The following is a 20,449-nucleotide window of genomic DNA, read 5'->3' as shown; positions in this document are numbered from 1 at the left end:
TGACTCCTCGCTTCCGTGAATGACCTTTCACTATTAGAGTGTGCTCGCGAGAGCCGCATGTCAAGGTAAATGGTCATTCACGTTAGGAGGCGGTATGCCGCGTATCACGCCCGAGCACCGCGAGGCCAAGCGCGCGGAGATCGTGGCGGCAGCACGTCGCTGTTTCTCGCGCGACGGCTTCCATCAGACTTCGATGCCCGACATCGCTTCCGCCGCGGGCGTCTCGGCGGGGGCGCCGTACCGCTACTTCGCGAGCAAGGAGGAGATCATCCTCGCCATCGCCTGGGATGCGTTCCGGCTGATATTCGAACCGGTCGAACGGCTGGCCGCGGGTACCGGCGTGGCCTCCGTCGCCGATCTGGTGGCCGCCTCGCTCGAGGCGCTGAGCGCCGAGACGGTCACCGACGCCGCGGGACGTGCGGTACCGGTCGAGGAACTGCTGCGCTGCGCGGTGCAGACGTGGTCGGAGCTGCTGCGGAACGATGCAGTGCGGGCTCGCGCCGTCGAAGGCTTCGAGTCCGTACGGCGTGGTATCGCCGATGCGTTACGCCGCGGCCGAGCGGCAGGCGCCGTCCCACCCACGGTGGAGCCGGAGCGTGGCGCACGCGTGGTGATGGGCCTGCTGCACGGGTTTCTCCTGCAGCGCGTGGCCTTCGATCTGACCGACACGACCGGGTTCACCGACGATATCCGGATGCTGCTCGAGGGCAAGGGACATTCGGAAACGATCTCGGGCTGACTTATGTCACCGATGCGGTCGACACGGGCACCGGTTACCTCATCTCGCTGTCCGTCTCGGTCTAACGTGGTATTCGTCGGTACAACCGCAGGTGAACCCGGGTGCGGTCCGCAGCGTAGATAGGTGGAAGGCGCAGGCAGCTATCAACCACACGACGACAGGGAGGCCGCCATGGCCAGGCTCGCCCCGTTCTACCAGAACGTGCAGTCGCACTACGACGTCTCCGATGACTTCTACCGGCTGTTCCTCGATCCATCCATGACCTACAGCTGCGCCTTTTTCGAGCGCCCGGACATGACGCTGGAGCAGGCTCAACTGGCCAAGATCGACCTGTCGCTGGGCAAACTCGACCTGCGGCCGGGCCAGATCCTGCTCGACGTCGGATGTGGTTGGGGCGCAACGATGTTCCGAGCGGCCGCCCAGTACGACGTCCGCGTCATCGGCCTGACGCTGAGCGGCAATCAGTTCGACCATGTCCGCAGCGAGATCGAGCGGCAGGGCCTGACCGATGTCGAGGTGCGATTACAGGGCTGGGAGGAATTCGATGGGCATGTCGACCGCATCGTCAGCATCGGCGCGTTCGAACACTTCCGCCGCGAACGGTACGAGGAATTCTTCACCCGCTGCTACCAGAGCCTGCCGCCGGACGGACGTATGTTGCTGCACACCATCATCGGGCACAGCCTCGCCGATCTGCACCGCCTCGGCATCCCGGTAACCCGCGAGGATGCCCGGTTCCACATCTTCATCCGGCGCGAGATCTTCCCGGGCGGCCAACTGCCACAGCCCGCCGTGATCACCAGGCTCGCCGGACGATCCGGATTCGGCACCGAACAGATCCAATCCCTGCGACAGCACTATTCCCACACCCTGGACCTGTGGGCCCACGCGCTACAGGACAACCGCGCCGAGGCGGAGCGCATCACCTCGCCGGAAACCTACGCCCGCTACCTGCGATATCTCACCGGAAGCGCCGACCACTTCCGCAGCGGACACCTCGACGTCATGCAGTTCACCCTCGTCAAGTGAGCAGAGGCCGCCGGCGCTGGTCCGGCCGGCAACCCGAAGGCGTCGATGCCGGCGAATTGCCGAGCGAATTGCGGGAATTGATGCGCGAGGAATCGGTACCCGCCTGGCGGTCACCGACGCTGGCCACGTTGACCGGGGAACCTTTCTCCGATCCGGATTGGATCTTCGAACGGAAACTCGACGGCATGCGCTGTCTGGCATTCCGCGACGGCGGGCAGATTCGATTGTTGTCGCGCAATCGTCAGCCGCTGAATGGAACGTATCCGGAAATCGTGGACGCTCTCGCCGCACAAGAATCGACACGATTCGTGGTGGATGGCGAGGTGGTGGCCTTCGACGGGCGCCGGACGAGTTTCTCCCGTCTGCAGCGGCGCCTGGGCATCTCCGATCCGCGCGCGGCTCGCGCTTCGGGGGTCGCGGTGTTCTACTATCTGTTCGATCTCCTGCATCTCGATGGGAAGTCGACCATCGCATTACCACTGGTATGGCGTAAACGGCTGCTGCGCAACGCATTTCAATTCGCCGATCCGCTGCGTTACAGCATGCATCGCGTCGAGGACGGCAACGCCGCCTATCGGGCGGCCTGTGCGCGCGGGGACGAGGGCGTGATCGCCAAATCGGCGAATTCGACGTACGCGGGCCGCCGCACGAGCGATTGGCTGAAATTCAAATGCGTTCGAGACCAGGAGTTCGTGGTCGGTGGTTATACCGCTCCGCGGGGCAGCCGGGTCGGTCTGGGCGCACTGCTGGTGGGTTATCAGGACGGACCCGATCTGGTCTACGCGGGCAAGGTCGGGACCGGCTTCGACACCAGAACTCTGCGCGGCCTGCACGACCGATTGTCCGCGATGGAACAGGACCATCCGCCGTTCACCAAGGGATTGCGCGGCCCGGCCGGCGCGCGATGGGTTCGGCCCGAGATGGTCGTGCAGCTGGGTTTCACCGAATGGACGAACGAGGGCAAATTGCGGCATCCGCGTTATATCGGGTTGCGAACCGATAAGAACGCGCGGGACGTGGTGCGGGAGACGACCTGATTCCGCGTGCGGATCGGCCGGGCGAGCGCCTCGGGTCGCGGATGAACCGCGGGTGCGTCCTCGTCGCTCGGCCCGGCCGGATGGCCGTGGACCACCGGCGCCCGGCTCCAGTGCAGTCCTGGTGCCCGGCGCCGATGACGACCGCGTCGACCTGTTCGGTGGTCATGGACGCCTCGCGTCAGGGCTGCGGGCGGCCCACCTCGCCGCGCCATGCGCCGGTCTCGCGCTGCCGCGATTCGATGAATTCGCGGAACCGCTTCAGATCGCCCTTGACCCTGTGGTCCAGGACGCCGAGCTTGTCGGCGACATTCTCCACGAAACCCTCGGGGTCGATATCCATTTGGGCCGTCACTCGCGTCGTTTCGCCGTCCAGCCGATGGAAGGTGATGACGCCCGCGTGCTTCGGCCCGGCCTCGGTGGCCCACGAAACACGTTCGTCCGGATGCTGTTCGGTGATGCGGGCATCGAATTCCCTTGTCACACCCGCGACTTCGACCGTCCAGTGGGTATGGGTGTCGTCGATCTGCTGGACCCGGTTCACGCCCTGCATGAATTCGGGGAACGATTCGAACTGGGTCCACTGGTTGTAGGCGGTCGTCACCGGCACGTGAACGTCGACCGATTCGGTAACCGTCGTCATGATGCATCCTCCTGTCGGATAGTCGAGCAACGACGACGCCATACCCGCGCGGGACGCTCGTACACGATCGACCGAGGCAACCCGGCCGTGATGGGCGAGACCACATCGGTGACTTTCGCCCATCACGAAATCGGCGACGATCGGCGAGGCTGGTAATGATGGAAACCAACGTCCCCTTCGCAGCGCTCGCCGAAACCCATTCGGCGGTGGTGGTGCTCTTCGGCGATCAGGCATACAAGGTCAAGAAGCCGGTGCGGACCGATTTCCTCGATTTCTCCACCGTCTCCGCGCGCGAGGCGGCCTGCGCCCGGGAACTCGAACTGAATCGCCGATTCGCACCCGATGTCTATCTCGGCCTCGCATGGCTGAGCGACCCGACCGGTGGCCCGGGCGAGCCGATGCTGGTGATGCGGCGCCTGCCCGAGGCCGCCCGGCTGTCGGCTCGGCTGGACGACCCGGCCGTCGGTCGCGAGACGCTGCCCGCCCTGGTGCGGCAGCTGGCGGCCTGGCACGATCGCGCTCCCGCGGGTCCGGTCATCGACCGTGCGGCGACCGTGGACGCGGTGCGCGATCGCTGGCGATCGCTGTTGTCCGGATTGCGCTGTTCCGCTGTGGATCCCGCCTCGGTGCGGGATCTGGCCAACTTGGCCATGCGTTATCTCGACGGCCGGGCGGCGTTGTTCGACGAGCGAATAGCCGCCGGGCGCATCGTCGACGGTCACGGCGACCTGCGCGCCGAGGACATCTTCGTGACAAGCGACGGCTTGCGGGTGATCGATTGCCTGGACTTCGACGACGAACTCCGCCACGTCGACCGGCTCGACGACGTCTGCTTTCTGGCAATGGATCTCGAGCGGCTCGGCCATCCCGCGCTGGCCGCGCAGTTCGTCGATGCCTATCTGCGGCTGACGCACGACGCCGCGCCGGACTCGTTGCGCCACCACTACATCGCCTACCGCGCGACCGTGCGGGCGAAGGTCGAGTGCGTGCGCCGGCGTCAGGGCGCGGCCGATGCGGGCCCGAGGGCCGTTGCGCACACGGATATCGCACTGCGGCATCTGGCCGCCGGCGCGGTGCGGCTCGTACTGGTCGGCGGACTGCCCGGCACCGGAAAATCGACGGTCGCCCGACGCCTGGCGGATGCGACCGGTGCGGCTCTGATATCCAGCGACCGCGTCCGGGCCGATGCCCGCACCGGCGGCGCGATAGCGGGCGGCAGCGGAGAATTCAACCGGGGCGCCTACGCTCCCGCGGCGCGTGACCATGTCTACGCGGTCATGCGCGCCGAGGCGCGGACACTGCTCGCGGCCGGCTGCTCGGTCATTCTGGATGCCAGCTGGATCGATGCCGCACAACGCCGCCGCGCGGGCCGCGTCGCGGCCGACACGGCTTCGGATCTCATCGAAATATGCTGTAGCGCACCGCAATCGATCGCAAACGCGCGAATCTCCGCACGCACCGGGTCCGAATCGGAGGCCACCCCGGCGATCGCCGGGGCGATGGCCGACGAACACGCGCCCTGGCCCGACGCGGCCGTCCTGGACACCACCGCATCGCTGGACCACACCGAGGCCGCGGCCCTGCGGATCTATCGACGAGCGGAGGAGAAATTCACGTCATGACCGCGAAAACCACCACCCAGATGACGGAGCTCGCCTTTCGCAGGCTCGAGCCCAGCGATATGGCGGCGGTCCGCGATCTGCACGCGGCGCTCGACGACCGCGATGGCTACTACCGGTTCTTCGGGCCGCGCCCGAAGAACCTGGACCACATCGCCACGCAGATCGCCACGGACGACCCGAAACACTGTGCGCTGGGCGCGTTCCTGGATCACCGGCTGGTCGGTGTGGCGAACTACGTCGTACTCGACGACGCCCGCTACGCCGAGGTCGCGATGATCGTGGCGCATGAGGACCAGCACGCCGGCATCGGCACCGCATTGCTCGGCCGCTTGGCGCAGGAGGCTCGTCGGCACGGTATCGAGCGGTTCGTCGCCGAGGTCCTGTCCACGAATTCGAAGATGATGCAGCTGTTGATGGATATCGACCTGCCGATCGGCGTACGGCGCGAAGATGATGTGCTCAGCGTCGTTCTGGAGCTCGGCCGTCCGCAAGGTGCGTGAGCGTGCCGGCCACCATGTGATCGCCGCAGCCGCCCGGCCGCAGGGCGCTCACACCGCTGTCGGGCGCGCCACGAGCTCCTCCGATGTGCCGCCTCGATCGGCGAGTGACAATCGCACCGTCGCTCCCGCGGCGAGCCGATGGCGCTGACCGCCGAATTCGACGGTCAGCGCCGCGGCCGGGCCGGGTTCGGACGCGATCTCCAGAATCTCGGTATCGATGCGCACGGTGAGCCGGTGGCCGCGATAGCTCATCGGGAAGTTCAGCTGCCCGAGTTCGCGGGGCCAGCGCGGGTTGAAGATCAGCCGACCGCCCCGAATCTCCAGGCCGGTGAAACAGCGTTGCAGCAGATCGATACTTCCGGCCATGGCGGCCAGGTGGATACCTTCGGCCGTGGTGCCGCCCTGGATATCGTTCACATCGGAATTGAGCACCCTGTCGAAGAAAGTCATGGCCTGGTCGCGGTTGCCTCGGGCGAGGACCCAGGAATATACGACGGCGCTGAGCGTGGACCCGTGCGAGGTGCGCGCGCGATAATATTCGACCGTGCGCGGAATCGCCTCGGGCGGTAGCTGATATCCCATGTGCCCCAGCACATCTCGCAGCTCGTCGGCCGAGAGCAGGTAGAACAGCATGAGGACGTCGGCCTGTTTCGCGGCACGATACCGGTTCACGTCGTCGCCCTCGGCCTCGAGGATGCGGTCCAGGCGGCCGATATCGCCGTACCGCTCACGATAGGCGGCCCAATCGAGTTCGAGGAGCCGGTCGTACCCGGCGAACTGGCTGATCACGCCCTCGTGGAACGGAACGTACATCCGGTCGGCCACCACATTCCACTGCTCGGGTTCCTCGGGCGGGATCCGCAGCGACTGCAGGAGTTCGGCCCGGGTCCGCGCGGGAATGCGCCGCAGCGCGTCGTGGGCGCGGCGGATCACCCATGCCGCCATGACGTTGGTGTACGCGTTGTCGTCGATTCCCGCTCCCGGCGCGTCCGGGTAGCCGGAATGGAATTCGTCGGGGCCGATCACACCGCGGATGTGGTACCGGTCGTCGTGCCGATCGTAGGTCGCCGCGGTGGCCCAGAATCGGGCGATCTCGACCAGTAGTTCGGCGCCCATCCGGGCGAGGAACTCCCGATCGCTGGTGAGCTCGTAGTACTGCCACACGTTGTAGGCCACGGCGATTCCGGCGTGGTGCGCGCGCCGGCTCGGGTCGGAGGTCCAGTGGCCCGATCGCGGATTCAGATGCAGGCGCTGGCTCTCCTCGCGGCCGTCGCTGCCGGACTGCCACGGGAAAAGCGCACCCGCACAGCCTATTTCGCGGGCAAGTCGGCGCGCCTCGGGCAACCGGTGATAACGATACTCGAGCAGCGATCTCGCCGACGACGGCAATCGGAGGTTCAACACCGGCAGCACGAACATCTCGTCCCAGAACACGTGACCGCGATACGCCTCGCCGATCAGCCCCCGCGCCGGGACACCGGTGTCGAGAAACGCGGTGTGCGGGGATACCGTCTGAACCAGGTGCAAGAGGTGCAGCCGAAGGGTCCGCGCCGCGGTCGCGCTGCTGTCCAGATCGATCCGCAGTCTTTCCCACAGCCGTTCCCACGCGAGCGCGTGGTGGTCGAACAGCGCGTCGAAGTCGCCGGCGGCCTCGAGGGCGCGCCGGACCTGGTCCGCCGGAGCCGAGATCGCGTGATCGCGGCCGGTGTACAGGGCGGCGACCTTGTCCACCGTCACCGACTCCCCCACGCTCATCTCGACGTCGGCATCGTTTCCGAAGAGTCCCGGCTCCGCGAATGGACGCCACTCGACCGAACGGCTCGGGTCAGCCGTGCACAACCGGGTCCGTGTCCCGATGGCGATCGGAATATCCGACTGGCGTGTTCGCACGGTCGCCAGCACGGTATCGGGCGCGGGCCCGGACACCTCGGCGGCGCCGAGATGAACCCCGGACAGGTTCCGATACCGTTCGACCAATCCGTTTTCCACGGCCGTATCGATGCCGGAGCGGGTCGTCAGAACTCCGTTCCAGTTCTCGGCGGTGATCCGCACCCGCAGAGCGCAGATGTGCGGTGCGTCCATAGCCGCGAATCTGCGCTCGCAGACCGAGGTGATTCGTCCGGCGCCGTCGCGGAATCGGACGTTCCGGGTCAGCGCGGCATACCGCAGATCGAATTCGGTTCGGTAGGAGAGTAATTCGACCGAATCGAGGTCGTACCAGTCGCCGCCGTCGATACGCCAGGTGAGCGGTAGCCAGTTCGGCAGGTTCACCAGGCTCTCGTTCTCGATCTCCTGGCCGGCGATCGTGTCGGACACGCGGTCGTAGATCCCGGCGGCGTAGGTGCCCGGATAGTGGTGTGGGCCCGCCGTGGAATCGGGCGTGGCCCCCCGGACCCCGAGGTAGCCGTTTCCGATGCCGCACAGCGCCTCACGCAACTTCTCCGCGGACGGGTCGTAGCTGTCGAAGGCGAGGATCCAGGATTCCGGTGCGGCGGAGGTATTCGACTCGGTCAGCAGATCGGCGAGGCGGGCGAGCAGATCGCGGACGCGGGCGGGACACTCGACACCGAATTGGGCCGCGGTGCGCCGGTCCCCCGCTTCGGTGTTGCGGACGCATACCGTGATTCCACCCGCGCCGACCACGTCGAAGGCATCCTCGTCGGTCAGGTCGTCCCCGACGTAGATCGGAATGGCCGGTGCGGCAAGGTGTTCCAGAATCCAGTCGACCGCGCGCCCCTTGTCCCAGCGCACCGGCGGGCGCAGCTCGGTGACCTTGCGCCCGGCGGCCGCTCGCAGGCCCTCCTCGTGGCCGATATTGTGCACGACGGCGATCACGTCCGCGACCTGCTGCTCGGCGACCATGCGATGATGCACGGCCACGGCGAAGCGCTTGTCGTCGACGACGACGCCGGGAACGTCACGCAATTCCAGGCCCAGCCGATTCACGGCACGGGCGAGGGCGGCTTCTGCGGCCGCACCCGCCGCGTGCCGATGCCGCCGCCCATGCGGCGACATGAGTTCGAAGCCATGGCATCCCGCGTACCAGATGCCGGGAATCCCGACGCGCGCGCGAAGATCGTCCAGATCCCGGCCGCTCACGATGGCCACCGGGCAACGCTCGGCCAGTTTCGCGAGTTCCTGCGCCATACCCTCGCGAAGTGCCGCGGCCCCCGGATCGGCGACGATATCGGACAGGGTGCCGTCGAAATCCAGCAATACGGCAGGTTTCCCGGTCTGCAGTCGATCCGCGATCCGCGGCCAGAACTCCAGTGCGTCGGGGATTTCCGACATCCGGGGAAAGCCGCTCCGCAGTTGCACCTCCGCCAGGTCGGTCACGATCTCCTCGGCGCCGAATTCGCGCAAGCGTTCGGCATGTCCGATCCGGTCCACGCCGATGACCAGGCCGAATCCGCCGCGGCGTCCCGCGGCAACACCCGCCTCGGCGTCCTCGACGACCACCGTCCGCTCCGGTCGCACATGCAGCCGATCGGCTGCTTCGAGCAGCATCGCCGGATCCGGTTTGCCACGCAATCCGAGCTCGTCGGCGACCACGCCATCGATCCGGACGGGAAACAGCTCGCCGAGCCCCGCGGCGGCCAGTACCTCGGCACAGTTGCGACTGGCGGAGAACACCGCGGTCGCCATCCCCGTGGCACGCAGCTTCCGAACCAGCGCGACAGTGGAATCGAACGCCGGCACACCGTTTTTCGCGACCCGCGCGAGGAACAGCTGATCCTTCCGATTGCCGAGACCGCAGACGGTCGACGCGTCCGGCGGGTCCGACGGTTCGCCGCGCGGCAGGGTCATCCCCCGTGCCGCGAGAAAGTCCGTGACCCCGTCGTAGCGCGGCTTGCCGTCCACGAAGCGCTCGTAGTCGCTATCGGTGAACGGCGACCGATCCTGCCCCGGCGATGCCGGCCGGTCGGCGAGAAACGTGTCGAACAGCTCCCTCCAGGCCGCCTGGTGAATGGATGCGCTGTCGGTGACGACACCGTCCATGTCGAAGAGCACCGCGTCGAAAACACGGGTGTCGATCACCGCGCCCACCGTATCCTGCTCGTGCACCTGTCCAGCCTGATCCGCGCCGGCACCCCCCGCCAGGGCCACAGGTCGACAATCGGCGCCGTAATCGCGGGCCGCCCGCCCTCACCTTCCAGGACTTCGGACCGCATCCGCGACTCGGGCCGTGTCCCTCTCGTCGCGCTCGCGTTCCTCCAGAGCCGGTTCGAGCTGGGCGAGCGCCCGGTCTACCGGGACCGCCGAACCCCCGCGCCTCGGTCCGGCCGGGTGCGTTGCCACGTTCGCGTACCCGGTTTCACGCCGTAACGGGGACGTTGGTCCTCGGCAGCGAGGCTGCCCGGCCCTGCTCTGCGCAGCCGCACCGAGACAGGCTGATCCCATGCAGACAACAGCATTCCGAATCGTCGTCAGCCCGGAGCGCTGAGACATGCTGCGCGGAACCATTCCGCTCGGCCGCGTCGCGGGCATCCGGCTCGGCGCGCACTGGTCGATAGTGATAACCCTGGCATTGTTCACCTGGGTACTGCGGTCCGGGCTCTCCGGCCTCGGCAGCCCCGCAGTGATCTGGGCCGTGTCCGTGGGCGGCGCGCTCGCGCTGCTGGCCTCCCTCGCCGCACATGAGCTGGCCCATTCGATCGTGGCCCGGCGACACGGTGTGCACGTGGATCGGATCGTGCTGTGGCTGTTGGGCGGAGCGTCGGAGCTGACCGAGGAGCCAGGCGACGCGCGCACCGAACTACGGGTGGCCCTGGCCGGGCCGCTGACGAGCCTGATGGTCGGGCTGCTGTGGTATGCCGCCGCGGTGGCGATCGCGACCGTGGAGCCGCACGGCGTTCTGGTCGCGACGTGCGTGTGGCTCGCGATCATGAATATCGCCTTGGCGGTGTTCAATTTGCTGCCCGGAGCTCCGCTGGACGGCGGGCGGGTGGTCCGGGCACTGATCTGGCGCAGGACCGGCGACCGACTGCGTGCGGCGACCGCGGCGGCACGCGGTGGACAAGCGCTCGGGACGATCCTGATCGTGCTGGGTGCGATCGAGGCGATCGTGGCCCGGCAGCCGGCCGGGTTGTGGCTGGTCCTGCTCGGCTGGTTCCTGCGCAGCTCGGCCAATACCGAGATCTCGGTCGCCGGACTTCGACATCAGCTGGGAGATATCAAGGTTCGTGATGTCATGCGGACCCCGGCGCCAGCGCTGCCGGACCACTGGTCGGTGGCGGATCTGCTGCGTTCCCCCGCTGCCGACAGCGGCCACAGCGTTTTCCCCCTGGTCGACGCCGCGGGTCACCCGACCGCGCTGCTGGCCTGGTCCGACCTGTCTCGCACGCCCCCCGCGGCCCACGCCACAGCCCAGCTGTCCACGCTGGCACGACGCCTGCCATCCGGCGCGGTGGTGCCCGAGGACGAATTGCTCGCCGACGCCGCGACCCGGGTGCTGTTGCGCCCCGCACTGGATGCGCTCGTCGCGGTCGACGCGTCCGGCCGCCCGACCGGAATCGTCACGGCCACGGACCTCGTCGTCGCGTGCGAGCGCTCGGCGCTCGGACTTTCGGTGCGGCCGCCCGCTCCGCCCGCCACCCCCTCGTTTCCCGGACACGAGCTCTGAACGGCACGATAGGAGACGACGATGAGCCGACGGGCCAGCGCCCCGCCGCCGGGAGAGCACCCGGCGCCGTCCCTGCCGAAACGACCGTCCTGGCGGCAATGGCTGCTTCCGGCCGCGATGTTGATCGTGTCCGTCGCCGTGGCGATCTGGCTCGGCCAGCGGTGGACGTCCGCGCCGACCCCGACCAGCTTGAGTTACAGCCAATTCCTCGCCGATATCGATGCGCGCCAGATCAAGACCATCACCATCGAATCCTCCGGCCGAGCCGTCGGAACCCTGGGTAATGGACAGGATTACACGACGGTGATCCCCGCCCAGGCCGGTTCGGGGCTGTTGGACCGATTGGAGAAGGCCGATGTCGCCATGACCGCGAAACCGCCCGCCACCGGAACGTCCGGCTGGTCGCAGCTCCTCGGGTTGGCAGCGGTCTTCGCACCGTTCCTGTTGCTGCTGTGGTGGTTCCGGCGTGCCGGGCGCGGAGCCCAGGGCCAACTGGAGGGCATGCGGGGGGTGGGCAAGTCCAAGGCGAAGGTGTTCGACAGCGAGCGTCCGAACACCACATTCGCCGATGTGGCGGGCTACTCGGGCGCCAAGGCGGAGATCACCGAGGTCGTCGACTTCCTGCGCGCGCCGGAGCGGTACCGCCGGGCCGGAGCGGTCGCCCCGCGCGGCGTGCTGATGATCGGTCCGCCGGGCACCGGCAAGACTCTGCTGGCGCGGGCGGTCGCGGGCGAGGCGGGCGTCCCGTTCCTGTCCGTGGCCGGGTCCAGCTTCGTGGAGATGTTCGTCGGCGTCGGAGCCGCACGGGTGCGGGACCTGTTCGCCGAAGGCCGGAAGCGAGCTCCGGCCATCGTATTCGTCGACGAGATCGATGCGATCGGATCGCGTCGCGGCGGCGGCTCGGCGATGGTGGCCAACGACGAGCGCGAACAGACGCTCAATCAACTCCTGTCCGAGATGGACGGTTTCGACCCTGCCGTGGGCATCGTCGTGCTGGCGGCGACCAACCGGCCCGAGGTGCTCGACCCCGCCCTGCTGCGGCCCGGGCGTTTCGACCGGCAGGTCACCATCCCGTTGCCGACCCTCGCCGAACGCGCGTCGATCCTGGCCGTGCACTGCCGGGGCAAACACCTCGCCCCGGAGGTCGACATGCAGGTCGTAGCCCGCGGCACCCCCGGATTCTCCGGAGCCGATCTGGCCAATCTCGCCAACGAGGCCGCGATATGCGCGGTGCGGGAGGACCGCACGGTGATCGGGTCCGCCGACTTCGAGGCGGCTCGCGACCGGATCCTGCTCGGCCGCCGCGAAGGGTCCAACGTCCTGCTGCCCGGTGAGAAATACGCGGTAGCGGTGCACGAGAGCGGGCACGCTCTGGTCGCGGCGCTGTCCGCACATGCCGATCCGGTAGCCAAGGTCACCATCCTCCCGGCCGGGCAGACACTCGGCAGCACCGAACAACTGCCGCTGGTCGAACGCCACCTCTACAGCGAGGACTACCTGATCGATACGCTGACCGTACGTCTCGGTGGCCGGGCCGCCGAGCTGGTCGTCTTCGGCAAGGGCTCCACCGGCGCCGGAAACGACCTGGCGCAGGCCACCGAACTGGCCACCAAGATGGTCCGCGAATTCGGGCTCTCCGCCGCACTGGGGCCGGTCGGATATCCGCAGGGCGGGTCGGTGTTCCTCGGCGGCGGCGGTGCGGAGTTGTCCAGCCGTCCGTTCGCCGAAGCCACCCAGGCGGCCATCGACGCGGAAGTATCCCGGCTACTGCGTGAAGCCGAACACCGCGCTGCCGACCTGATCGAATCCCGTCGCGACGCGCTGCAACGGCTCGTGGCACTGCTCCTGGATCGCGAAACCGTCGACGGCGGCGACGTTTACGCGCTGGCCGGGGTAGCCGCTCCCACGGATATCTCCGGTGCCGCTCCCGCGGCTACGGTGGCGCCGCATCGCAGCCGCCGCGCGGAACCTGCCCCCACATCGCACGCCCCTTCACCCCAACAAACCGCCCCCACGCCGTAAAAGTTCGATTGCCGTGACACCGGCACTTCGGGTGCGGGATCGATGGCACATCCGAAGCCTCGACACTGCCGCCATCATCACACCACCACGCCGTTGTGGTGACGTAGGCCGCGTCGGCGACCACGTTGTCGCCGCGGACATTCCGGGAAACCCACTGCGTGAAGCGCCGGCCCGGACGCCTCATCCAGCCGCGCAGTCGCGACGGGATATCGCCCCGCTCGCCCTGCACATCGTCGATCCATGACTACATCATCGGTCTCGGACGCGGAGGCTCCTAGTAACCAAAGTCACTGCGCCAGCGCCGTTTCGGAACCTTCGCCGGTATCCGTCGCTCCGATCCGTCCCGCCGTACCGGGGACCTACGACCCTTCGTCAGACGACCACCGGACCTGCCCCCGGTCCGGCCGCGCGGCGCACGATGGGAGCAACGGCGGACAACTGCCGAATGGCTTGCGGTATGCGAACTTCGGCTCGTGATCGCCGGACCGGTGGTACGCGCTGAACATCTGCGACCGACCGACGCGCCCGGATTCTCCGAGCAAGTCGAGGTGACAGGTTCAACCGCCGCCGTTTCGGGGTATCACTTCAGTCCGATGACCCGTGTTCGGTAAATCGGTCGTCAGCGGGTGTCGAGTGTCCGCGCCGCGCACCGAGTCATGACCGGGCCGAGTGCGACGAGGCATCAGGAAAGGGATTGTGCGCCATGGCTGCGTCGAAGATCGATGGTAATGGCCGCCCGCACCGCCCGATGCCCATCAGCGAATCGGAGGCCCTGCGGTTGCTCGCTGCCGCGCCCTACGGGCGCGTGGTGTTCACCAGGGATGCCCTGCCCGCGATCCGGCCGGTCAACCACCTGGTCGAAGACGGGTTGATCATCATCCGGACCCGGCTCACGTCCCGGCTCACCGCGAGCGTGCGCGCGAATCACAAGGTGGTCGTCGCGTATCAGGCCGACGATATCGACCCGATTCGCCGCATCGGGTGGTCGGTCGTGGTGACCGGTATCGCGCGCACCGTCGACGATCGGGACCGGATCGCCCGGTACGAGGAACTGCTCGAGCCGTGGGGTGACAGGGTCATGGACGTCGTGGTGGAGATCGAGCCGTCCATCATCAACGGCATCCGTCTCGACGGCATCGCCGAATCCGATTGATCGTCAGCAGTTCTGGCGAGGCACTTGGTCCATTGCCACGGGTCGATTGGTCTCTGTCGCCCAGTACGTCCGCCACCCACCATGTGAGAGGTGCGCAGTCAGCATGAGGAGTGGGTGCTCCCTGCCGGGCTGAATCCCGAGGAGGCCGCGGATCGGTTACTCCGCGATCTGCGCAGCAACCGATCCGGTTTGACGACCACCGAGGCCGGGCGGCGGCTGCTGCAATACGGCCCCAATGTGCTGCACAAACGAGGTGGCCGACAGTGGCCCACGGAACTGGTGCGGCAACTCACCCATCCGCTGGCGCTGCTGCTGTGGCTCGCCGCGGGCCTGCTGCTGCTCGTCGGCTCGGACGTGGTGGCCGGCGCAGTGCTGCTGATCATCGTGCTGAACGCGACATTCTCCTTCGTGCAGGAGATCGAGGCCGGTCGCGCGGTGGAGGCGTTGGCGAAATACCTGCCGCAACGAGCCAAGGCCGACCGTGACGGGGTGGTACGCGAGATCGATGCGTCCGAACTGGTGCCCGGTGACATCGTGGTACTCGAGGAGGGCGATCGGATCGCCGCGGATATCCGGCTGCTCGCCGGGGCGGTCGAGGTCGACATGTCGGCGTTGACCGGCGAGTCGATGCCGGCGCTGCGGTCCGCGGCGACGGTCGAGGTGAACGTGCCGCTGCTGGAGGCTCACGAGCTGGTCTTCAGTGGTACCAACTGCACCGGCGGACAGGCGCGCGGCGTCGTATTCGCCACGGGAATGCATACGGAGATCGGCCGGATCGCGGCGCTGTCCGAACGGGTGAAGACCGAACCGAGCCCGCTGGAACGGCAGGTTCGACGGGTGGCGTGGCTGATCGCCCTGGTCTCGGTGATCCTGGTGGCGGCGTTCATCCCGCTGGCCACCTTGACCGCTCACCTCACCTTGGTCAACTCGCTGGTGTTCGCGGCGGGCCTGCTGGCCGGAATGGTGCCCGAGGGGCTGCTGCCGGTCATCACACTCGCGCTGGCGGTCGCGGTGCGCAGCCTGGCGAAGCGCGGGGCACTGGTCAAACGCCTGTCCGCGGTCGAGACACTCGGCTCGACCGACGTCATCTGCACGGACAAGACCGGCACGCTCACCCGGAACCAGATGACGCCGATCGCGGTCTGGACGATGGCGGGCCGACTCGAGATCGACTCCGCCACAACGGATCCGGCGTCACACTCGGCTCCGGTGTACGACTCGCTCGCACGAATCGCGGCTCAGTGCAACAATGCCCGCCTGGACGGGGAACAGGGTCCGACCGGCGACCCCACGGAGGTCGCGGTGCTGACCACCGCGCGGACGTTCGGCGCGGATACCGACGCCTCCCACCGGGAAGCTCACCGCCGCTGGCAGTTCCACTTCGACCCGGAACTCAAGCTGATGTCGACCGTCGACGACCACGGCGACGGATTCCAGGTCATCCACACCAAGGGCGCGCCCGAATCGGTGCTGCCGCGCTGCACCGGCGTCCTCGACCCGTGCGGCGAACCCGCACCGCTCGACGACGAACAACGGGCGCGAATCGATCGAGCGGTGAATTCGTTTGCCGCCGAAGGATTTCGCGTCCTGGCCCTGGCCCAGCGGGCGCTGCCCGGACGGCCGCCGCACCGCCGCGCCGACGCCGAACACGATCTGTGCCTGGCCGGTCTGATCGCCATGCTGGACCCGCCCCGGCCCGGTGTGGCCGATGCCGTCGCCCAGTGCCGCACCGCGGGTATCCGCGTCATCGTCATCACCGGCGATCACCCGCTGACGGCCGCCGCCATCGCCGAACGCGTGGGCATCACGGGCAAGCACCCGACGGTCGTCACCGGCGACCAGTTCGATCGACTCGACGAGCACGACCTGGCCGCGCTCATGCGGGCCCAGCCGGAGATCATCTTCGCGCGCGCGACACCCGAGGCCAAACTGCACATCGCCGAGGCGCTGCGGCGCGACGGCCACGTCGTGGCCATGACCGGTGACGGCGTCAACGACGCCCCCGCGCTGCATCGCGCCGATATCGGTGTGGCCATGGGACGTTCGGGCACCGACGTCGCGCGGGAGGCGGCCACGATGGTGCTCACCGACGACGATTTCAGTTCGATCGTCGCCGCCGTGCGAGCGGGCCGACGCATCTACGACAACGTCCGCAAGTTCATCGTCTACATCTTCGCCCACGCCACTCCGGAGACCATGTCGTTCCTGGTGTTCGCACTGAGCGGCGGCGCTATCCCGCTGCCGCTGACCATCCTGCAGATCTTGGCCTTCGACGTGGGCAGCGAAACACTGCCTGCGCTTGCGCTGAGCCGAGAACCCGCCGAGCCCGGCATCATGACCCGCCCGCCGCGCCCGCGCACCGAGGGCGTGATCCGGGGGCCCATGCTGATGCGTGCCTGGCTGTTCCTCGGCTTGATCGTCACCGTCCTGCAGCTGTCCGGATTCTTGTACGTGCTCTACGCCGCGGGCTGGCATCCCGGCCTGCCCACCGGGCCCGGAACCCCGCTGCACCACGCGTATCAGCAGGCGACGACGATGACCTTCCTGGGCATGATCGCCGGGCAGATCGGTACCGTGTTCGCGGTCCGGACCCAGTACGCGTCGCTGCGCTCGGTGGGTGTGTTCAGCAATCGCTACCTGCTGGGCGCAATCGCGGCCGAGATCGCGCTCGCGGCGCTCTTCGTGTTCAGCCCGCCCCTGCAGGCGCTGCTGGGCACCGCCGCGTTGACGCCGGGCCAGCTGGCGCTGCTGCTGCCCTACCCGATCATCGTGTGGGGCGCGGACGAACTGCGCCGCTTCCTGATCCGCCGCCGCGACCGGGGAGTTCCCGCGCGATCCGCCGAGCATTGACCGGCCGAGGCCAGGCCGTCCGCGTTCGCGCGGCACTCGCGATCGGCGTTCCGGTTCGTTCCGGTGTCACAGCGGCTGTACGACCTCGTCGAGTGGCAGTCGCGGCGTGGCCGGGATGGCGTCGGCACTCGATGCCGCCCAACCGGCCCGGATGATCACCTGCGGAAAACCGCTGTCGTGCAATACTTCCGCCCGCACCGCGGCGCGCGTGTCGGCCAGTTCGAGCGGCTCGGTCAGCAGGCAGGTCGCCAGGCCCATCGCCGTCGCGGTGAGCAACACCGCACTGGCCGCCTCCCCGGCACGCAGCTGCGATATCCGCTCGTCACCGGAGGTGCTGAGCACGAGCATGGTGTCCTCGCCGTCGATGTCGTCGATCACCGCCTGCCCCAGTCCTGGGTCGGCGAACGGACGTACGGTGGCATCGGTGGAACTCACCGCGCTGCGCGCGGGCACACCCTGCGGTGCCGCATGATGACCGCTCCACTCGTGCAGCTCGGCGGTGTAATCGAAGTCCCGGGCATGCGCACGCGAGGCGATTTCGAATGCCCGAAGCAGTCCGGCGCGTTCGTATCCGCTGTCGACGTCGTGCACCAGCACACCGTTCGACCGGCCCGCCTCGACGAGGGCGTCGATGTGGCCCGCGGTGACCTTCCAGGAGGTGAACCGACGGCGATCGCTGCGGCGCTCGTTGATGGCCCGCGCGAGGCGGATCGACTCGTCCGTGGGCGTCGCCCGATGGAATTCGATGGAGGCCAGGTGGGCCGGCTCGGCCGGATTCGGTAGCCGGTGCACGTGCGTGTCCCAGCCCAGCACCTGTGCACCCACACGCAGGTGATGCAGTGCCGCGCCACAGCTGATCGTCAGGTTCCGCCCATCGGGATCGGCATACGGCAGGCGACGGGTCTCGTCGGCGTACAGATGGAGGGTGCTTTCCCCGACCCGCCACAGCCACGGTTGGGTGTTGTGCACCGACGGGGCGCGCACGGCCATCCGCAGAGCGGACTCGATCGTGTGGCTGTCCGGATGGTTCGACATCGTTGGTCTCCGATCAGAATTGGCCGGGCACAGCGAGGAACTGGCCGGCGGTGGCGCCACCGTCGAGCACGAACTCCGAGCCGGTGGAGAAGGTTGCCTCGGTCACGATGAAACGGACCATCGCCGCCACCTCGTCGGGCTCGCCGAAGCGCGGCAGCGGCGCCGCGGCTACCACGTCCTCGCCCATCATCGAGGTCATCGGGGTGTGGATCGGGCCGGGATGGACCGAGCACACGCGCACGCCCGCCGCGCCGAATTCGAGGGCCGCGGTCTTGGTCAGTCCGCGCAGGCCCCATTTGCTCGCGACGTAGGCGCCGAGCCCGGCGTAACCGATCAGTCCGGCGGTGGAGGAGACGTTGACGATCACCCCGCCGCCCGCGGCCCGCATCCGCGGCCCGGCAAGATGCATGCCCAGCCACGGCCCGTACAGATTGACGCCGACGACATGCCGGAACGCCACCGGCGTCTCGGTCTCCACATCACCGAAGTCGATGATTCCCGCGTTGTTGACCAGGACCGCCAGCGGGCCGAACAGAGCTTCCGCGTCATCGATCACCGTTCGCCAGTCGCTCTCGTCGGTGACGTCCAGACGCCGGAAAACCGCGTTCCCGCCCAGTGATTCGGCCGTTGCGGTGCCATCGTGTTCGAGTATGTCGGCGACCACCACCCCGAACTGTTCCTTCGCCAGCGCCGCGGCCACGGCGGCGCCGATTCCGCGCGCACCACCGGTGACGATGGCGCTGCGACCGTTGGAGTCGGTCATGATCGGTGCGTCCTTCCGAATATGTGCTCGAGCCGCTCGAACTGCTCACCATCAGCCTCCCGCCGCGGCGGCGTCCGCCGAGACGGCCGAAAGTCACGATGCGACGGGCCATCGGCCCGCTTTCCCCGCGTCCCGCCCCCCGGAGCCATCCGGCCGCGGGGGCGGTCCCGGCGTAACCCGTTGTGCACCATCACATCTGCATCATCATCGGCGGGCAGATGCCCATGCCCCGCAACCACATCATGAAGGCGTGCATCGCCTGCATCATCGGGGACTGCATATTCATGAGACCGGTCTCCTTCGTCTTGCCACAACCGCAATCGGTATCCCTACGATCCGTCGACGGGCACTCCTCGCGGCAGAGTCCGAGGACACACCCCGGCCCGCCCAACGTCACCGGCTCCGCTGCCGCGTCCCGCCCGGCACTACGGCGAAGCCGTAGCGCACGGCGCGCAAGCTAGCCCGGCAATGCCGAGGGTGCTTGTTCCGCATCGTCCGTGACGTAGTGGTCGTCCTCGAGCTGCTCGAACAGTTCGGCGATCCGCTCGGGCGCTCCCGGGCTGCTTCCCGGGGCGCCCAGTGCGGCCGTCGCCGCCGCGATGCCCAGCCGGACCGCGTCGCCGAGCGACATCCCGCGCACCATGCCGACCGCGATACCGCCGACCATCGCATCCCCCGCACCGATTCCGCTGCACACGGGCACCGGGATCGCCGGGAAGAACTCTTGCGTATCCGATGTCACCGCGAGCGCACCACCCGCGCCCAGGGATACGACGACGATGTGCGCGACCCGGTCCGAGATCAGTTCTCGCGCCGCGGCGATCTGCTCGTCGCTGCCGGTCAACCGGCGTCCGAACAGTTCACCGAGCTCGCGCACACTCGGCTTCAGCAGGAATACGCCGCTGTGCACATGCCGCAATGCCGCACCGGAGGTGTCCAGGACGAGCGGCACGCCTCGAATGGCCATCCGCTCGGCCAGCGTTCGATAGAAATCGTCCGGCACACCCGGCGGCAGACTCCCGCTGGCCACGACCACCTGCGCGGACTCGGCAGCCTGATCGACCGCACCGAGCACCGCTTGCTGTTCGGCATCGCTCAACGTGGGACCGGGCAGGACGAAACGGAACTGCTCCCCCGAGGTCTTGTCGGTGACCGACACACTTTCCCGAGTCGGCTCGGCAATCGGAACCGGCCGCATCGACACCCCCGCCGCCAGCACCAACTGTTCCAGGCGCCTGCCCGGATACCCGCCCGCGGGGAACACCGCCGTTGCCGTCGCACCCAGTGCGAGCACCGTGCGCGCGACATTGATTCCTCCGCCGCCCGGGTCGATTCGTGGTGGGTCGCAACGCATCTTGTCCACCGGACGGACGCGGTCGACGCGCGTGCAGATATCGATGGCCGGATTCATCGTCAGCGTGAGAATCGACATGGCA

14 protein-coding genes are annotated in these 20,449 nt (G+C 68.0%); 9 read left to right on the top strand and 5 right to left on the bottom strand.

What is annotated here, in order from left to right:
• Nucleotides 1-94: 94 nt before the first annotated feature.
• The 3 genes from NV1_RS38040 to ligD all read left to right on the top strand — a co-directional run bounded on the left by NV1_RS38040 (nt 95) and on the right by ligD (nt 2,805).
• Nucleotides 95-739, top strand: a complete 645-nt coding sequence (locus tag NV1_RS38040) for a TetR/AcrR family transcriptional regulator (RefSeq protein WP_067903183.1) — start codon at nt 95-97, stop codon at nt 737-739.
• Nucleotides 740-910: 171 nt separating this feature from the next.
• Nucleotides 911-1,768: a cyclopropane mycolic acid synthase family methyltransferase gene (locus NV1_RS38035; RefSeq protein WP_067903180.1), complete on the top strand. Its 858-nt coding sequence runs from the start codon at nt 911-913 to the stop codon at nt 1,766-1,768.
• Nucleotides 1,769-1,848: 80 nt separating this feature from the next.
• Nucleotides 1,849-2,805, top strand: a complete 957-nt coding sequence (gene ligD / locus NV1_RS38030; protein WP_067903224.1) for a non-homologous end-joining DNA ligase — start codon at nt 1,849-1,851, stop codon at nt 2,803-2,805.
• Between the two features lie 178 nt (nt 2,806-2,983).
• On the opposite strand, the gene NV1_RS38025 is transcribed toward ligD, so the two are convergent.
• Nucleotides 2,984-3,445, bottom strand: coding sequence for an SRPBCC family protein (locus NV1_RS38025; RefSeq protein WP_067903221.1), 462 nt, complete (start codon nt 3,443-3,445; stop codon nt 2,984-2,986).
• Nucleotides 3,446-3,603: 158 nt separating this feature from the next.
• On the opposite strand from NV1_RS38025, the gene NV1_RS38020 reads away from it, so the two are divergent.
• Both NV1_RS38020 and NV1_RS38015 read left to right on the top strand, forming a co-directional pair.
• Nucleotides 3,604-5,067 carry a bifunctional aminoglycoside phosphotransferase/ATP-binding protein gene (locus NV1_RS38020; RefSeq protein ID WP_245714143.1) on the top strand — a complete coding sequence of 488 codons (1,464 nt, stop codon included), beginning with the start codon at nt 3,604-3,606 and terminating at the stop codon, nt 5,065-5,067.
• Nucleotides 5,064-5,567 carry a GNAT family N-acetyltransferase gene (locus NV1_RS38015; RefSeq protein WP_067903174.1) on the top strand — a complete coding sequence of 168 codons (504 nt, stop codon included), beginning with the start codon at nt 5,064-5,066 and terminating at the stop codon, nt 5,565-5,567. Before NV1_RS38020 ends, NV1_RS38015 begins: the two co-directional genes overlap by 4 nt.
• A 48-nt stretch (nt 5,568-5,615) precedes the next feature.
• Here NV1_RS38015 and otsB read toward each other — a convergent pair whose 3' ends face one another.
• Nucleotides 5,616-9,632: a trehalose-phosphatase gene (gene otsB, locus NV1_RS38010; RefSeq protein ID WP_067903218.1), complete on the bottom strand. Its 4,017-nt coding sequence runs from the start codon at nt 9,630-9,632 to the stop codon at nt 5,616-5,618.
• A 382-nt stretch (nt 9,633-10,014) separates the two neighbouring features.
• On the opposite strand from otsB, the gene NV1_RS38005 reads away from it, so the two are divergent.
• From NV1_RS38005 to NV1_RS37990, 4 genes are all read left to right on the top strand, one after another.
• Complete coding sequence (locus NV1_RS38005) at nt 10,015-11,190, top strand: site-2 protease family protein (protein ID WP_067903171.1); 1,176 nt, start codon at nt 10,015-10,017, stop codon at nt 11,188-11,190.
• A gap of 21 nt (nt 11,191-11,211) precedes the next feature.
• On the top strand, nt 11,212-13,212 hold the full coding sequence (gene ftsH, locus NV1_RS38000) for an ATP-dependent zinc metalloprotease FtsH (protein ID WP_084526493.1): 2,001 nt from the start codon (nt 11,212-11,214) through the stop codon (nt 13,210-13,212).
• Nucleotides 13,213-13,915: 703 nt separating this feature from the next.
• Nucleotides 13,916-14,365, top strand: coding sequence for a pyridoxamine 5'-phosphate oxidase family protein (locus tag NV1_RS37995; RefSeq protein ID WP_084526492.1), 450 nt, complete (start codon nt 13,916-13,918; stop codon nt 14,363-14,365).
• A 90-nt stretch (nt 14,366-14,455) separates the two neighbouring features.
• Nucleotides 14,456-17,215, top strand: coding sequence for a cation-translocating P-type ATPase (locus tag NV1_RS37990; protein ID WP_084526491.1), 2,760 nt, complete (start codon nt 14,456-14,458; stop codon nt 17,213-17,215).
• A gap of 66 nt (nt 17,216-17,281) precedes the next feature.
• Here the strand turns inward: NV1_RS37990 and NV1_RS37985 are convergent, their stop codons facing one another.
• The 3 genes from NV1_RS37985 to NV1_RS37975 form a co-directional block, all read right to left on the bottom strand.
• A complete protein-coding gene (locus tag NV1_RS37985) occupies nt 17,282-18,250 on the bottom strand; it encodes an Acg family FMN-binding oxidoreductase (protein WP_067903166.1) in 969 nt (322 codons plus the stop codon).
• A gap of 13 nt (nt 18,251-18,263) precedes the next feature.
• Nucleotides 18,264-19,013, bottom strand: a complete 750-nt coding sequence (locus NV1_RS37980) for an SDR family oxidoreductase (RefSeq protein ID WP_067903162.1) — start codon at nt 19,011-19,013, stop codon at nt 18,264-18,266.
• Nucleotides 19,014-19,470: 457 nt separating this feature from the next.
• A complete protein-coding gene (locus NV1_RS37975; protein WP_218027340.1) occupies nt 19,471-20,445 on the bottom strand; it encodes a 1-phosphofructokinase family hexose kinase in 975 nt (324 codons plus the stop codon).
• Nucleotides 20,446-20,449: the final 4 nt, after the last annotated feature.

This window comes from Nocardia vaccinii NBRC 15922, from assembly GCF_001613305.1.
In the GTDB taxonomy this organism is placed as follows: Bacteria; Actinomycetota; Actinomycetes; order Mycobacteriales; family Mycobacteriaceae; genus Nocardia; species Nocardia vaccinii.
The sequence above is the reverse complement of the archived record's forward strand: the minus strand, read 5'-3'. Positions and strand labels throughout refer to the sequence as shown.

Coding starts and splice junctions, on each gene's coding strand:
- NV1_RS38040 (WP_067903183.1), top strand. CDS start 95: ATGCCGCGTATCACGCCCGAGCACCGCGAGGCCAAGCGCGCGGAGATC.
- NV1_RS38035 (WP_067903180.1), top strand. CDS start 911: ATGGCCAGGCTCGCCCCGTTCTACCAGAACGTGCAGTCGCACTACGAC.
- ligD (WP_067903224.1), top strand. CDS start 1,849: ATGCGCGAGGAATCGGTACCCGCCTGGCGGTCACCGACGCTGGCCACG.
- NV1_RS38025 (WP_067903221.1), bottom strand. CDS start 3,445: ATGACGACGGTTACCGAATCGGTCGACGTTCACGTGCCGGTGACGACC.
- NV1_RS38020 (WP_245714143.1), top strand. CDS start 3,604: ATGGAAACCAACGTCCCCTTCGCAGCGCTCGCCGAAACCCATTCGGCG.
- NV1_RS38015 (WP_067903174.1), top strand. CDS start 5,064: ATGACCGCGAAAACCACCACCCAGATGACGGAGCTCGCCTTTCGCAGG.
- NV1_RS38005 (WP_067903171.1), top strand. CDS start 10,015: ATGCTGCGCGGAACCATTCCGCTCGGCCGCGTCGCGGGCATCCGGCTC.
- ftsH (WP_084526493.1), top strand. CDS start 11,212: ATGAGCCGACGGGCCAGCGCCCCGCCGCCGGGAGAGCACCCGGCGCCG.
- NV1_RS37995 (WP_084526492.1), top strand. CDS start 13,916: ATGGCTGCGTCGAAGATCGATGGTAATGGCCGCCCGCACCGCCCGATG.
- NV1_RS37985 (WP_067903166.1), bottom strand. CDS start 18,250: ATGTCGAACCATCCGGACAGCCACACGATCGAGTCCGCTCTGCGGATG.
- NV1_RS37980 (WP_067903162.1), bottom strand. CDS start 19,013: ATGACCGACTCCAACGGTCGCAGCGCCATCGTCACCGGTGGTGCGCGC.
- NV1_RS37975 (WP_218027340.1), bottom strand. CDS start 20,445: ATGTCGATTCTCACGCTGACGATGAATCCGGCCATCGATATCTGCACG.